The 14,215-nt window shown below is 58.8% G+C and carries 13 protein-coding genes; 10 read left to right on the top strand and 3 right to left on the bottom strand.

What is annotated here, in order from left to right:
* The first annotated feature begins 163 nt into the window (after positions 1–163).
* Positions 164–853: a VacJ family lipoprotein gene (locus HXW87_RS22060; protein WP_047295245.1), complete on the top strand. Its 690-nt coding sequence runs from the start codon at positions 164–166 to the stop codon at positions 851–853.
* A 52-nt stretch (positions 854–905) separates the two neighbouring features.
* Here the strand turns inward: HXW87_RS22060 and HXW87_RS22055 are convergent, their stop codons facing one another.
* Positions 906–1,205, bottom strand: coding sequence for a PilZ domain-containing protein (locus HXW87_RS22055; protein WP_095668728.1), 300 nt, complete (start codon positions 1,203–1,205; stop codon positions 906–908).
* 274 nt (positions 1,206–1,479) lie between these two features.
* Here HXW87_RS22055 and rssB point away from each other — a divergent pair, with 274 nt between their 5' ends.
* Both rssB and rssC read left to right on the top strand, forming a co-directional pair.
* The gene (gene rssB, locus HXW87_RS22050; RefSeq protein WP_041074010.1) at positions 1,480–2,664 is read left to right on the top strand and encodes a two-component system response regulator RssB; all 1,185 of its coding nucleotides are present in this window, start codon (positions 1,480–1,482) and stop codon (positions 2,662–2,664) included.
* Positions 2,661–3,143 carry an anti-sigma factor antagonist RssC gene (rssC, locus tag HXW87_RS22045; RefSeq protein ID WP_003226553.1) on the top strand — a complete coding sequence of 161 codons (483 nt, stop codon included), beginning with the start codon at positions 2,661–2,663 and terminating at the stop codon, positions 3,141–3,143. The genes rssB and rssC overlap by 4 nt, the downstream gene beginning before the upstream one ends.
* A 215-nt stretch (positions 3,144–3,358) precedes the next feature.
* Here the strand turns inward: rssC and tal are convergent, their stop codons facing one another.
* Both tal and HXW87_RS22035 read right to left on the bottom strand, forming a co-directional pair.
* Positions 3,359–4,285, bottom strand: a complete 927-nt coding sequence (gene tal / locus HXW87_RS22040; protein WP_027611470.1) for a transaldolase — start codon at positions 4,283–4,285, stop codon at positions 3,359–3,361.
* A gap of 202 nt (positions 4,286–4,487) precedes the next feature.
* Positions 4,488–5,450, bottom strand: coding sequence for a cellulase family glycosylhydrolase (locus tag HXW87_RS22035; protein ID WP_239777763.1), 963 nt, complete (start codon positions 5,448–5,450; stop codon positions 4,488–4,490).
* Between the two features lie 290 nt (positions 5,451–5,740).
* Here HXW87_RS22035 and HXW87_RS22030 point away from each other — a divergent pair, with 290 nt between their 5' ends.
* The 7 genes from HXW87_RS22030 to HXW87_RS22000 are packed head-to-tail and all read left to right on the top strand — an operon-like array spanning position 5,741 to position 14,076.
* The gene (locus tag HXW87_RS22030) at positions 5,741–6,181 is read left to right on the top strand and encodes a low molecular weight protein-tyrosine-phosphatase (RefSeq protein WP_239777762.1); all 441 of its coding nucleotides are present in this window, start codon (positions 5,741–5,743) and stop codon (positions 6,179–6,181) included.
* A 38-nt stretch (positions 6,182–6,219) separates the two neighbouring features.
* Positions 6,220–8,448, top strand: a complete 2,229-nt coding sequence (locus tag HXW87_RS22025; protein ID WP_239777761.1) for a polysaccharide biosynthesis tyrosine autokinase — start codon at positions 6,220–6,222, stop codon at positions 8,446–8,448.
* Positions 8,449–8,489: 41 nt separating this feature from the next.
* On the top strand, positions 8,490–9,572 hold the full coding sequence (locus HXW87_RS22020; RefSeq protein WP_239777760.1) for a glycosyltransferase: 1,083 nt from the start codon (positions 8,490–8,492) through the stop codon (positions 9,570–9,572).
* 15 nt (positions 9,573–9,587) lie between these two features.
* On the top strand, positions 9,588–10,700 hold the full coding sequence (locus HXW87_RS22015) for a polysaccharide pyruvyl transferase family protein (protein ID WP_239777759.1): 1,113 nt from the start codon (positions 9,588–9,590) through the stop codon (positions 10,698–10,700).
* On the top strand, positions 10,697–11,926 hold the full coding sequence (locus HXW87_RS22010) for a polysaccharide biosynthesis C-terminal domain-containing protein (protein WP_239777758.1): 1,230 nt from the start codon (positions 10,697–10,699) through the stop codon (positions 11,924–11,926). The genes HXW87_RS22015 and HXW87_RS22010 overlap by 4 nt, the downstream gene beginning before the upstream one ends.
* Positions 11,917–13,020, top strand: a complete 1,104-nt coding sequence (locus HXW87_RS22005) for a hypothetical protein (RefSeq protein ID WP_047600104.1) — start codon at positions 11,917–11,919, stop codon at positions 13,018–13,020. The genes HXW87_RS22010 and HXW87_RS22005 overlap by 10 nt, the downstream gene beginning before the upstream one ends.
* Positions 13,021–13,032: 12 nt before the next feature.
* Positions 13,033–14,076, top strand: coding sequence for an acyltransferase (locus HXW87_RS22000; RefSeq protein WP_095668737.1), 1,044 nt, complete (start codon positions 13,033–13,035; stop codon positions 14,074–14,076).
* The last annotated feature ends 139 nt before the right edge of the window (positions 14,077–14,215 follow it).

Raw genomic sequence — 14,215 nt, 5'->3', positions numbered from 1 at the left:
CATCGGTGACAGCTGGATGACAGGTGTGTGAAGGCGCGCTCTGGAAACGTCCTGCATTACTCTTGACAGGTAGACTGCCCAAAACGGCTTTTGCGCTTATACTAGCGGTCTTAACGCTTGGGCCGACGGTGCCCGCGCCAGTACGAATCCAAGGAGCTTTTCTATGCGCTGGAGCAATCCTCTCGCTCAGCTATGTGTATGTGCCAGCGTCTTGCTGGTTCCGTTCGCCGCCAATGCTGCAACGGAAGAAGACCCTTGGGAAAGCGTCAACCGCCCGATCTTCCAGTTCAACGACTTCGTTGACACCTACGCGCTCAAGCCGCTGGCGCAGGGCTACGAGTACGTGACGCCGCAGTTCCTTGAAGACGGCATCCACAACATGTTCCGCAACGTCGGTGACGTCACCAACCTGGCGAACAACATTCTGCAGGCCAAGCCCGCAGCCGCTGGTGTCGATACCGCGCGCATCATCTTCAACACCACGTTCGGCCTGCTGGGCTTCTTCGATGTCGGCACCAAAATGGGCCTCAATCGCAGCGATGAGGACTTCGGTCAGACCCTCGGTTACTGGGGCGTCAGCAGCGGCCCTTACGTGATGCTGCCGTTGCTCGGCCCGAGCACCCTGCGTGATGCGCCGTCGAAGTACGTCGACAGCTACACCGGTCCGTACCGCTACATCAACGACGTGCCTGTGCGTAACTCGGTATTCGGCCTGAACATCGTCGATACCCGCGCCAGCCTGCTGTCGAGCGAGAAGCTGATCAGCGGCGACAAGTACACCTTCATCCGCAACGCCTACCTGCAGAATCGCGAGTTCAAGGTCAAGGATGGTCAAGTCGAAGACGATTTCTGATTTCGACCGATGACAAGAAGGCGGCCCCTGAGGCCGCCTTTTTTGTGTGCGCTTATTTCATTTTCAGAATGCTCAGGCCGAGCTTCTGGCTGTCGCCATCCTGGGCCTTGACCCAGACCACTTCGGTCTCCGCTTCCAGACCGCTCAAGGCGGCATGATCGGAGTCGATGCGCACACTCAAGCGGTCGCCAACCGCGAACTGGCGCGGTGCCTCAACCTGCATGCCGCTGCTCGAGAGGTCGATGCACACGGCTGATACCTCATCACCCTCATGGATCAACACCACATCGGCGTCGACCCGCATGCGGATGAAATCACGCTTTTCGCTGTAGTCCCGACCGGTTTGACTCATGGTTTTGACCTTCCATTGGGTTACGGTTTGAGCGGTTCTTATAACTCTCGGTGATTTGACAAGTAAAGTCGTCAAGCGACCATCGGCGCATGCTTGAAACGCCCCGCGGATGGGAGTACCGTCTGCGCCTTAGAAGGGCACCTCTGGTGCAATCGCGTTCCGGGCCACTGCTCGAAAGCGGTGCAGCAGAGAGGCTAGAAAGCGAATCCAGTAGTCTGAGCCGGGCCGATGCCCCGCCTGCTACGCCAACCTAATTCTGGCGCCGTTTGCCCACATGCCAAAAACCAGTGCCACGCTGCTGATAATCGATGATGACGAAGTAGTGCGCGCGAGCCTCGCGGCCTATTTGGAAGACAGTGGTTTCAGCGTCCTGCAGGCCAGCAACGGCCAACAGGGTCTTCAGGTATTCGAGCAAGACAAGCCCGACTTGGTCATCTGCGATCTGCGCATGCCGCAGATGGGTGGGCTCGAACTCATCCGTCAGGTCACCGAGCGGTCACCGCAAACGCCGATGATCGTCGTTTCGGGTGCCGGCGTGATGAACGACGCGGTCGAGGCGCTGCGCCTGGGTGCGGCGGACTACCTGATCAAGCCTCTTGAAGACCTGGCCGTGCTCGAGCACTCGGTGCGTCGTGCGCTTGATCGTGCGCGCCTGCTGCTGGAGAACCAGCGCTACCGCGAGAAGCTGGAGAAGGCCAACCGCGAGCTCGAAGCCAGCCTGAACCTGCTGCAGGAAGACCAGAACGCCGGTCGCCAGGTACAGATGAACATGCTGCCGGAAAGCCCGTGGCGCATCGACGAGTTCCAGTTTGCCCACCAGATCATCCCGTCGCTGTACCTGTCGGGAGATTTTGTCGACTATTTCCGCGTCGACGAGCGTCGGGTGGCGTTCTACCTGGCTGACGTGTCGGGGCATGGCGCCTCTTCGGCGTTCGTCACCGTGCTGCTGAAGTTCATGACCACGCGCTTGCTGTTCGAGTCCAAGCGCAACGGCACATTGCCGGAATTCAAGCCTTCGGAAGTCCTTGGTCATATCAACCGGGGGCTGATCAGTTGTAAGCTGGGCAAACACGTCACAATGGTCGGTGGAGTCATCGACGAGGAGACCGGTTTGTTGACCTATAGCATCGGCGGCCATCTGCCGTTGCCTGTGTTGTACACGCCTGACAGTGTTCGTTACCTCGAAGGCCGCGGTTTGCCGGTGGGCCTGTTCAACGAGGCCACCTACGAAGATCATGTGCTTGAGCTGCCACCGACGTTCAGCCTGACGCTGATGTCCGACGGTATTCTGGATCTATTGCCAGAACCTACGCTCAAAGAAAAAGAAGCCGCTTTGCCACAACGGGTGAAGTCGGCGGGCGGCAGCCTGGATGGTCTGCGGCAAGTGTTTGGATTGGCCACGCTAGGGGAGATGCCGGATGATATCGCCCTGTTGGTGTTGAGCAGGAACCTTCAATGAGTACCGGTAGAATCCAGTTCGCCGAGCAGGACGGCACCTTCGTCCTGAAGTTCGTCGGTGAAGTTCGCCTGACCCTGTGTTCGGCGTTGGATGCGACTATTGAGAAAATCTTCACCGCGCTGAATTTCAACGCGATCGTGATCGATTTGACCGAAACCCGCAGCATCGACAGCACCACCCTGGGCCTGTTGGCCAAGCTGTCGATCCTGTCGCGGCAAAAGGTCGGCCTGCTGCCGACCGTCGTCACCACCCACGAAGACATCACCCGTCTGTTGCAGTCGATGGGCTTCGAACAGGTGTTCAACATCGTCAACCACCCGGTGCCGTGCCCCGAGTGCCTGGACGACCTGCCGGATCAGGACCAGTCAGAAGAAGTGGTGCGGATCAAGGTGCTTGAAGCGCACAAGATCCTCATGGGGCTGAACGATTCCAACCGTGAAGCCTTCCATGACCTGGTGAATGCCCTCGAAAGACACTGATTCTTTGAGGTTGAGGTTGTCTGTTCCGGCCTCTTCGCGGGCAAGCCCGCTCCCACAGTGATTGAGTGAACCCGAGATCTTCATTCCACACCTGACCCTGTGGGAGCGGGCTTGCCCGCGAATGCGTCAGTCCAGACGATGCATCTTCAGGCACTGCATAAATAAAAAGGGCGAACCCAACCGGGTTCGCCCTTTTTGCATTTCAACCGCTCAGATCACAGCTTGGCCTGCAGCAGCGCCTCGAGCTTCTCCTGGTCACGGGCAAACTGACGGATGCCCTCAGCCAGTTTCTCGGTGGCCATCGCGTCTTCGTTGGACAGCCAGCGGAATTGCGCTTCGTTGAGGCTCAGGCGCGCTTCGCCGGCGTGGCCCGGGGCGAGTTTGCGCTCCAGTTTGCCGGTGTCGGCTGCCAGCTTGTCGATCAGATCCGGGCTGATGGTCAGGCGGTCGCAGCCGGCCAGTTGTTCGATCTGGCTCAGGTTACGGAAGCTGGCGCCCATGACCACGGTCTTGTAATCATTGGCCTTGTAGTAGTTGTAGATGCGGGTCACCGACTGCACGCCCGGATCATCGGCACCGGTGTAGTCGTTGCCATTGGCCTTCTTGTACCAGTCGTAGATGCGGCCCACGAACGGCGAGATCAGGAACACCCCGGCGTCAGCGCAAGCGGCAGCCTGAGCGAAAGAGAACAGCAGGGTCAGGTTGGTCTGGATGCCTTCCTTCTCGAGAATCTCGGCTGCGCGGATGCCTTCCCAGGTCGACGCGATCTTGATCAGTACGCGGTCACGGCCGATGCCGGCCTTGTCGTACAGCTCGATCAGGCGATGGGCACGCTTGAGCACGGCGTCCTGGTCGAATGACAGGCGCGCATCCACTTCAGTGGAAATGCGGCCCGGAATCACTTTGAGGATTTCCTGGCCCACGGCGACGCCGAAACGGTCGCTGGCCAGGCCCACGTCGCCCTTGCAGTCGCTGACGCAAGCATTCAGCAGCTCGGCGTAAGCCGGGATGGCGGCGGCTTTGAGCAGCAGGGAAGGGTTGGTGGTGGCGTCGACCGGCTTGACCCGGGCGATCGCTTCGAAGTCGCCGGTGTCGGCAACCACGGTGGTCATCTGTTTGAGTTGTTCCAGCTTGGAAGTCATGGGTGTGCTCTGTCCTGTGGGTTTGACGACATTACCCGAGCGCTGACGGCCACTCAAGGGCATCAAGGCGTAACGGGCTCCCCGGGGGCAACAACCTGAGAACGGCTGTTTGAAGGGTGGGGCGCGGTATCGATGAATACGATGCCAAAATCGGCCGCAGGTTCAAAGCAACTGACCTGTGACCAGGCCAGTTGCCGCTGACTTATTGGGCGTTAAGTTGCAATTCGGCCGCCGCTCTCGCCGGTTTTGGCTGGCCGTCAGAGGTCAGCAAGCCGAAGTTCTTCTCTCGTTCATTGCTGCCTGAATCACTGTTTTTCCACTCATAGATCGAAGTCAGTGGAATGTTCAGCCTTTTGACGTCGGCTATGAACGCGCCGACTTTGCTGGCTTGTCCTTCAATCCCGCCGTTGGAACCGAGCGCCGAAATACCCCATTCACTGATGACTCCCGGCAGATGGAAATTCTGCTGGATGAACGATTGCGCATTGCTGATCTGCGTGGCTGTCATGCCGTAGGGATGGTAGGAAATCGCATTCAGGCACTTGGGGTATTCACTGACAATCCTGCTCAACGCCACGGTGGACGCCGAACCGGCCGTTGGCGGCCGCGCGAAACCGTAGCCGACCCGCGGTGCTGACTGCGGTTTGTCCTGGAGTGTTTTGCACACCGCACTCATGAACGGCACAAACGTGGTGTCGAAATTGCGCGTGGGCCAGTAGGTTTCCAGATCTGGCTCGTTCCAGATCTCCAGTGCTACCAGTTGTGAGCTGTAGGCGGTTTCAACGCCGGTCAGGGTATTGGCAAAAGCTTCGCCTGCCGTCGTCAGTTCATTAGTGTTGGCCGGCGTCGTGGTCAAAGGCTTGATGGCGCGCACGGTCAGGAGCACCGGCAGGCCAGCGGAGCCGGCTGCGGCGAAGGCATCGCTGACCTGTTTTTGATAGGCCTTGGCACTGAGGCTGTCGCTCCATACCCCGAAGCGCACGAAACTGAAGCCGGCAGACTTGATGTTGGCAGCGTCGTCGGCGGTGAAACTCTGGATCTTCACCTGGACGCCGATGGTTCTGGCGGGAAGCTTGGGAAACAGTTCACTGGCGTGAACATGGGTGGCGACACTGAGTGCCAGCAGCGCCGAGGCGCCGAGCTGTGTGAGATGGGCTGATTTCATGTCTGCTCTCCGGATGAGAATGACAACAACGAATAGTTATCCCGTTACTCCTGTTTCGAAACTAACAAGGGTACTTAGTGCGTGATTGTTATTTTTTGTCAGGAAAACAAGACCTGAAAATCACAGTTATTTTTAGTCCGGTAATTCTGTTTTGGCGGCTTTTGAGGCTGTGGTACTTAATACGCTGGTACTGACAGGGCGAATCTATTTCTGAGTGCAGGATGATCTAGTGGGTTCATTAAGATTCGCACTAGATGTTGGCAGAATGATATTACACAGGAAAGTAAACCTTGTTCAGAAATATCCTGGTTGTGTGCGTTGGCAATATTTGCCGAAGTCCGACAGCAGAACTTCTGCTGCGTAACGCGCTGACCCCCTCAACCATCTCCGTGACTTCCGCAGGCCTCGCAGCGCGAGTCGGCGAAGGCATGGAAGCCTCGGCACGCCAGGTGCTGGAAGATCACGGGCACAGCGCCGAGGGGTTCAAGGCGCGGCAATTGACGACCGATATCGTCAATGCATCAGACCTGATTCTGGTCATGGAAAAACAACATGTGAATCAGGTGCTGAAGATTGCTTCGCATGCCCGAGGCAAAGTGTTTCTTCTTGGCAAGTGGCAGGGCGAAAGAGAAATACAGGATCCGTATCGTCAAGGTAAGGCCGCTTTTATTCATGCCCATGCATTGATTGAAGATGCTGTTAGCTCGTGGGCGCAGCGCCTCGGACATTGATGAATATTCTTCAGATCAGTGAATGGTAAGAAAGACTTATGCAGTTACCGTCAGTAATCGCCAACCGTGATAACGATCAAGACAGTATTGATCTTCTCGGCATATTCGGCAGTTTGATCGACCAGAAATGGCTGATCGGTGCATTCACCGGTGCCTTCATGGCCGCCGGCGTTGCCTACGCGGTATTGGCGACGCCGGTGTACCTGGCGAACGCGCTGGTGCAGGTCGAGCCGAAAAAAAACGACATGCTCGGCTTTTCCGACCTCAGCAGCATGCTCGGTGGGCAATCGCCGTCGGTCACCGAAATCGGCATCATCAAATCCCGCGCGGTGATCGGCAAAACCGTCGACGACCTGCGTCTGGACATCGACGTCACCCCCAATACCTTCCCGGTCATCGGCGGTTTTCTCGCCCGGCGTTATCGCGGTGAAACCGAGTCCAGCGTGGCGCCGCCGCGTTTTGGCTTCAACAGCTACGCCTGGGGCGGCGAGCGTCTGGAATTCGCCCGGCTCGATCTGCCCAAAGAACTGTTGGGCAAGAAGCTCACCCTGATTGCTGGTGAGCAACAGCACTTTCAGTTGCTCGATGACAACGACAACCTGCTGATCGAGGGCGTCGCCGGCGAAGCCTTCGCGCAGGACGGCGTCGAAGGTTTGATCGAGCGCCTGCAAGCCAACCCGGGCACGCGCTTTGAAGTGGTGCGCAATCCACGGATCGTGACCATTCAGGGTTACCAGGATGCGCTGGATATCTCCGAGCAAGGTAAAGAGTCGGGGATTATCCGTCTGGCGCTGGCCAGCGCCGATGCCGCCGAGGCGGTGAAGATCCTCAACAAGATCGCCGCGCTCTACGTCGATCAGAACGTGCGCCGCACCTCGGCGGAAGCGGCGCAGAGCCTGGCGTTCCTGCAAAGTCAGTTGCCGCAGGTCAAGCGTGATCTGGCCAAGGCCAGCGATGCGCTCAACGCTTACCAGACCCACGGCAAGACCGTGAACATTTCCCTGGAAACCCAATCGGTGCTCGGTCAGTCCGTGGCGCTGGAAACGCGGATTTCCGAGCTGAAAATGCAGCAGGCGGAAATGGATCGCAAATTCACCAAGCAGCATCCGGCGTATCGCGCCTTGATGTCGCAGATCGGTGAATTGACCCAGCAGCAGAAATCGCTGGAAGGCAAGGTCGGCGACCTGCCGGCGACGCAACAGGAGCTGCTCAACCTGACCCGCGATGTGGAAGTGGCTTCGCAGATCTATACGCAGTTGCTGAACAAATCCCAGGAGCTGGACATTGTTCGCGCCGGTGCGGTGGGTAACGTACGCCTGATCGACCCGGCGGATGTCGACCTGACCAGCCCGGTCAAACCGAAAAAAGCCCTGATTGTGCTGATCGCGACGTTCCTCGGCGCCTTTGTCGGCGTGGCGCTGGTGCTGTTGCGCAAATCCCTGAGCAAGGGTCTGGAAGGCCCGGAAGCCATCGAACAGCTCGGGCTGCCGGTATACGCCTCGATTCCCTACAGCGCCTTGCAGCGTGAAGAGGACACGAAAAAGGGCCGGGCCAAAATCACCGCTGAAACACCGGCCTATCTGCTGGCGTTGCGCAACCCGACCGACCTGTCCATCGAGTCGATCCGCAGCCTGCGCACCTGCCTGCATTTCGCCGCGCTGGATTCGACCAACAACCGCATCATGATCTCCGGCCCCAGCCCGCAGGTCGGCAAGACCTTCGTCTCGTCCAACCTCGCCGCGGTCATGGCACAGAGCGGTCAGCGCGTACTGCTGATCGACGCCGACATGCGCAAGGGCCACCTGCACAAGACGCTGAATGTGCCGATCGCCAATGGCCTGTCGGATCTGCTGGTCAAGCGCTGCAGCATCGAGCAGGCGATCAACACGGTGGAAATCGACAACCTGCACTTCATCAGCCGTGGCCAGGTTCCACCGAACCCTTCCGAGCTGCTGATGCACGCCAACTTCCGCGATTTGCTCGCCGAGCTGAGTCAGCGCTACGACGTGGTGATCATCGATACGCCGCCCCTGCTGGCGGTGACCGATGCGGCGATTGTCGGGCGTGAAGCCGGCATCAGCCTGATCGTCACCCGGTTTGCGGTGAACCCGGCCAAAGAGATTGAAATGACCATCCGCCGCTTCGCGCAGAACGGCATCGAGCTCAAGGGCGCGGTGTTCAACGGCGTCGAGAAGCGCGCCGCCAGTTACTACGGCAACGGCAACTACGGTTACTACAACTACGAATACGCGTCGGACAAATCCTGAGTGTCAGCGCTTGTCCTTACATGCAAGGAAGTGGGTGGGTTGTGAAGAAAATACTGCACGTGGCTGAAACGATAAAAGGTGGGGTTGCCACCGTTATCCGCACGATATCGGCGTCGCCCGAAGGCCAGGACGCGAACTACGAATGGGTCTATCTGGTGCCGCTCGACCAGAAACAGGAGCTGCACGGCATCGATCAGCGCCAGATTCGCACGTTCGTCAGATCCGGGCGTAACGTGCCTTCGCTGCTGCGCTTTGCGTGGGAACTGGCACGGACGCTGTTCAAGGAAAAACCCGATGTGGTGCATCTGCACAGCACGTTTTCCGGGGTGATCGGCCGCTGTGTTTGTGTGCTGCTCAAGCCGTGGCGTCGGCCGAAAATCGTCTACTGCCCGCACGCGTTTTCGTTCCTGATGGAAAGCTCGCCCATCAAGCAGAAGGTCTACGCCTCGATCGAGCGCGTCTTGCAGAAAGTCACCGACGTGATCATTTGCGTCAGTCGCTACGAGATGGACAAAGCCGCGCGGTTCGGTATCGAGCGCAAGCGCATGCGCCTGATTTACAACGGCATCCCGCACAAGGATGACGCACCGAGGGCCGACAACCCCGCGCCGATTCATCTGCTGTTCGTCGGTCGCCTCGACTACCAGAAAGGCTTCGACGTATTGCTCAAAGCCTTCGCCAAGGTACAGCGCAACGATCTGAAGCTGACGGTGGTTGGCAGTGCGGTCAACGAGGACAAGGTCGAGTGCCCCGAGATGGACGCGGTCGAGTACCTGCCGTGGGTCACGCCGGCCGAAGTGCAGGCGCTGTATCAACAGGCCGACGCGCTGATCGTGCCGAGCCGCTGGGAAGGTTTTGCCATGGTGCCGCTGGAAGGCATGGCCATGGGTTTGCCGGTGATCGCCAGCAACTGCACGTCGCTGCCCGAACTGGTTACCCATGAGGTGTCCGGCTACGTCTTTCCCACCGGTGACCACCAGGCGCTGGCCGATGTGCTGGCGCGAATCCAGAAGCCGCGGTTGCTCGACCTCGGCAACGAAGGCCGGAGCATCGTGCGTGAGCGCTTCAGTGCCGCGCTGATGATCCGCCAGACCTACGACGTGTATTGCGCTCCCACTTATTAAGTAGAACTCAAGCTTATGAACGTAACGATTTTGCATGGCTACAGTGCGTCCAACTCCGGTGACGGCCTGCTCGTCGATCTGGCCATCGCGTTGGTGCAGCGCAACTTTGGCGAAGACACCGCGATCAATGTCGTGGCGTCCGACCCGCAGTCTTTCGCCTACCTGCCGCACCCGCGTTTCGACGCGCCGGTGATGGCGGCCAAGGGCTTGGGGCGGGTCAAGCAGGCGGTGTTCCTCAATCAGTCGTATGCCGGGCTGGCGGATCTGTTGCGCAAGACTGATCTGATCGTCGGCGTCGGTGGCGGCTACATGCGCTCGAAAAGTGCTTTCGAACACATCAAGCTCAAACTCGGCCACGCCAAGCAACTGGAAACAGCGATCCTCAGCAAGGTGCCGTCGGTGTACCTGCCGCAAAGCATCGGCCCGTTCCATGGCGAGAGCCGCAAGATCGTCGATCACTACGCCAGCGCGGACGCGGTGTTTGTGCGCGATAACCGCTCCTCGGCAATGTTCGATGCCTGCGAAAACGTCTATCGTGCGCCGGATCTGGCAGTGCAGTCACTGGCCAGCAAGATTCTTCAGAAACCGAAGTTCACCCGCTGTGCCGCTTCGCCGGCCACCGTGTGCGTGGTGCTGCGCAAGCCGCCGGAGTGGAGCAAGGAAAAGAAAGTCGCCTACGTCGCCAACCTGAAGCTGCTGCTGCAGCGCCTGAAGAACAAAAGCAAAGTGGTTTGCGCCGTACAGAGTGCCGTTCGCGGTAACGACGACGGTGCGTTCTATCGCGAACTGGGCATCAGCGAAGAGCTGCTGTCGTTGAAGGCGACGATTGCCAAATATCAGCCGGACCTGGTGATCTCGGTGCGTCTGCACGGCGCCATCGAATCGCTGTTGTCCGGTGTCCCGGCGTACCACATCAGCTACGAGCGCAAAGGCTTTGGCGCCTATCAGGACATGGGCGTGGAAGACTGGGTGATCAATGGCGGCGACATCGATGTCGAGCAGATCATCGACACCGTGTACGCGCCCAATGCCCTGTCGAATTTCGGCAAGCGCCTGACGGATACCTGCCGTGAAATCGAAGCCAAGACGGTGATGATGGACGAGATCATCAAAGGCGTCGTTCGATGATATTCCGCTTGCTGCTGCGCGGCGGAGCCTTGGGCGCGAAGTTTCTGCTGGTGTTGGCCATCACCCATTACCTGGGCTACGAAGCGCTGGGTTTTTATGGCGTGGTGGTCGCCGCGTCGCTGATTGCTTCGAAGTTCTACAGCGTTGGTTTCAGTTCCGAGATCAATCGGTTGATCAGCGTCGGCGGCAGCTCGCGGCGGGTGGTCGACAAAGTCCTGCTGCTGTACCTCGCGGTGGGGCTGCTGCTGTCGCTGGCAACGGTGGGGATCTATTCGCTGTTTCAGCAGGTCGAGGCGAGCACCGCGCTAATCCTCTGCGTGACGCTGGTGTTGCTCACTGAACACCTGTCCTTCGAGATCAACTCGTTCGTGTTTTCTGCGCAGAAAGCCACGGCGGGTGCGCTGCTGTTCTTCATCAAGACCGGTCTCTGGGCGCTGCTGGCGGTGGGCGCGATGATGCTCGACTGGGTGTCGGGCATCGCCAGTGTGCTGTGGTTGTGGGTGGCCGCCAACGTGCTGGTGATCGTCGCCGGTTACCTGATCGTGGTGAACGTGCACAAGGGCCGGGTCAGCGAAGCGCTGACGACGGCGACCGTGTGGAAGGCCGGGTTGCCGTTTTATTTCGGCACGGGCTTGATCGCGCTGAGTCAGTGCGCCGAGCGCTTTCTGATTGCCGACCTCGAACCCTACGCCAGCCTCGGCAAATACGTGTATGCGTGGTCGGCGGCGAACACTCTGCAGGCGCTGTCTTACGCGGTGGTGGCGGTAGTCGGCATTCCGGTGCTGGCCAAGCGGTTTCAGGCGGATCAACAGGCGTTCAGCATCCGGCAGTTGTTCGTCAACAAGTGGGTGATGCGTTCGTTAGTGGTGTCGGCGGCGGTGGCGGTGTTGATCTATCTGTTCTTCAACGTGGTGCTCGATTACGTCGCCAACAGCGTGCCGCGTCCGGATAACGCACTCCTCGGCGTGCTGATCTTTTCCTTTGCCCTGCGGGCCATCGGCGACATCGTCTGGGGCGGTCTGATCGCTTCGAAAAACAGTCGGGTGTCATTCGCCAGCGCGGCGATTTGTTTGCTGGTGTCGGTGCCGGTCAGTTACCTGCTGATCAAGCATTATTCGATTTATGGCGCGGCGTGGGGCAATGTCTTCGCGATCATCGTGCAGCTCGGGGTGATCGCCGTGTTGACTCGAGCGACCCGTGCCAAAGGGGCGCTGGCATGGGGTTGAAATTGCCGTGCATCGAGTTTCGCGGCCGCAAACTCGATTCCTCGCTGTCGTTCCTGATTCTGTTCACCGGGCTGTTTCTGTCGGTGGCGATGCCGCTGCTGATCCCGCGCGATCCGGGCCCGGATGCGATGACTTTATGGTCGTCCTACGCCCGCGCCGACAACTGCAATTTCTGGAACCCGTTCTCGCCGGATCGCTCCTCCTACGAGTGTTCGGCGTTCCTGCTGCGGCCCACCGGGATCAACCTGACCAATGCCTGGGCCTACGGGATGTTCTGCAACTTCTTCCTCACGGCGATCCCGGTGGTGGTGTTTCGGCGCATGCCGCTGGCGATCTTCGGCACCCTGTGCCTGTGGGGTGTGGTGCGTTCGTTTTTTCTGGAAAACCTGACCAAGGAAATCATCGTCTCGGTGGCGGTGCTGAGCATTTTGTTCAGCGCATTGACGCGCAAATACCGCGGCGGTTTTTTTCTCTCGGCGGTGATCTATGGCGTGCTGATCCGGCCTTACTGGATTCTGTTTTCGCTGTCGTGGGTCGGCGTTTGCGTGATGAAAAAGTACGTGTCGCGCTTCACCTTCTTCCTGATGCTGTTCCTGTTTTACCTGGCGGTGGCCATGGCGATTCAGCTGGCGCTGGGCTTTCCGGTGTCGTCGATTCGCGCCAGCAACAACGAGTTGCGCACGGCGGGGGAGGAGGGGTCGAAATCGCTGATCGTCTCGTGGCTCAGTGGCAGCGACTTCGTCTCGCAGGCGCTGGACTCGATGATCATTTTCTTCCGGTTGTCGTTCCCGGTGGAGCTGATTCTGTTGTCCGGGCCGGGTCAGGTGATCTTCGTCGCGCTGATGATCATGACCGCGCTGCTGCTGTTCAAAGTCATCACCTCCACCGATTACAAAGGTGCGCCGATCGAGACCAAACCCAAGGAACTGATCGCGATCCCGCTGGCGTTTCTGTTGGTGCAAGGCTTGTTCGAGCCGGACTTCGGCTCCTTTGCCCGACACTTTTCCATGGTGGTGCCGGTGCTGTTTGTCGGCCTGGGCCTGATGTTGCGTGCGAACAAACCGGTGCGGGTTGAGTCACGCGTTCTGAATTGAGGCAGGTGCTGTATGTCGAGCAAGAAAAAGTCCCTGGAAATCGAAACCCTGCGTGGTCTGGCGTGCCTGCTGCTGGTGCTCTACCACGTCATCGGCCCGTTGGGCGGAGGGCTGAAAATCGATCTCGGCTCGCCGTTCCGGGTGATCGCCGACTCGATGGTGTATGTGCGCATGCCGCTGTTCACCTTTATTTCCGGCTACATCTATTCGATCTACAAAATCCGTGGCAATGACTTTTCCGCATTCTTCAGCGGCAAGGTGCGACGGTTGATCGTGCCGCTGTTTTGCGTCGGTGTGCCGTTCTCGGTGTTGCAGGCGGTGGGGCCGGGGGTGAACAAGGACGTCGGGGTGATCGATGCGTTGTTGTCGTTCTGGGTGCCGGTCAATCACTTCTGGTTCCTGCAGGCGGTGTTCATCATTTTCATGTTCGTCGGCCTGCTGGAATGGCGTGGGATGCTGCGTTCGATGACCCGCTTGTACCTGCTGTTCGCCTTCGCTGCAGCGCTGTTTCTGCTGCCACCGTTCAAGCTCGATGCGTTCGGCATCAATGGTGCGATTTACCTGCTGCCGTTTTTTGTGGCGGGGATGATCGGCCAGGAAAATGTCGAGGCGTTGAAGCAACGGTTCAAGGTGATCGGGCCGCTGGTGTTTGTGTTGATTTCGTTGACGCTGCTTTACGTGGCGGCGATTGACCGTGAGTTGATTGTCGACCGCCGTAGCCTGATTGGCTTGACCGTGGGTTGCGTGTCCTGCATTGCTTTGCTGTCGAGTGACATGCGCTCGAAGTGGCTGACCTGGCTGGGCGGCTACTCTTACGCGATCTTCCTGTTTCATGTGTTGTTTGCGGCGACTTCGCGGTTTGTCATGGGGCGGTTGGGGGTAAAAGACGAAAGCATTCTGGTGCTCAGTGGCCTGCTGTTCGGTCTGTTGGGACCGGTGGTGCTGTCGATGATTTTCAGTCGCTTCAATGTCACTTCGGTGCTGTTTCTCGGGGAGCGTGCGGCGAAGAAAAAAACGGCGGCGGGTATTGCTCCGGTGGTGCCGGCCAGTAGCTGAAAAGCTTCGCGAGCAGGCTCGCTCCCACAGGGTTCAACGGAGGACACAAGACCTCGGTAGGAGCTGCGGCACGCTGCGATCTTTTGAGGTTGAAGATCAAAAGATCGCAGCCTCGTTTCACTCGACAGCTCCTACAGAG

The organism is Pseudomonas sp. Y5-11, assembly GCF_022368695.1.
Taxonomy (GTDB): Bacteria; Pseudomonadota; Gammaproteobacteria; order Pseudomonadales; family Pseudomonadaceae; genus Aquipseudomonas; species Aquipseudomonas parakoreensis.
This window is presented reverse-complemented; position numbering and strand designations above follow the sequence as displayed.

Bases quoted from the DNA above. Each gene is read 5' to 3' on its own strand.
- HXW87_RS22015 (WP_239777759.1), top strand. From the start codon at position 9,588: ATGAACGTAACGATTTTGCATGGCTACAGTGCGTCCAACTCCGGTGAC.
- HXW87_RS22035 (WP_239777763.1), bottom strand. From the start codon at position 5,450: ATGAAATCAGCCCATCTCACACAGCTCGGCGCCTCGGCGCTGCTGGCA.
- rssB (WP_041074010.1), top strand. From the start codon at position 1,480: ATGCCAAAAACCAGTGCCACGCTGCTGATAATCGATGATGACGAAGTA.
- HXW87_RS22025 (WP_239777761.1), top strand. From the start codon at position 6,220: ATGCAGTTACCGTCAGTAATCGCCAACCGTGATAACGATCAAGACAGT.
- HXW87_RS22005 (WP_047600104.1), top strand. From the start codon at position 11,917: ATGGGGTTGAAATTGCCGTGCATCGAGTTTCGCGGCCGCAAACTCGAT.
- rssC (WP_003226553.1), top strand. From the start codon at position 2,661: ATGAGTACCGGTAGAATCCAGTTCGCCGAGCAGGACGGCACCTTCGTC.
- HXW87_RS22000 (WP_095668737.1), top strand. From the start codon at position 13,033: ATGTCGAGCAAGAAAAAGTCCCTGGAAATCGAAACCCTGCGTGGTCTG.
- HXW87_RS22060 (WP_047295245.1), top strand. From the start codon at position 164: ATGCGCTGGAGCAATCCTCTCGCTCAGCTATGTGTATGTGCCAGCGTC.
- tal (WP_027611470.1), bottom strand. From the start codon at position 4,285: ATGACTTCCAAGCTGGAACAACTCAAACAGATGACCACCGTGGTTGCC.
- HXW87_RS22055 (WP_095668728.1), bottom strand. From the start codon at position 1,205: ATGAGTCAAACCGGTCGGGACTACAGCGAAAAGCGTGATTTCATCCGC.
- HXW87_RS22010 (WP_239777758.1), top strand. From the start codon at position 10,697: ATGATATTCCGCTTGCTGCTGCGCGGCGGAGCCTTGGGCGCGAAGTTT.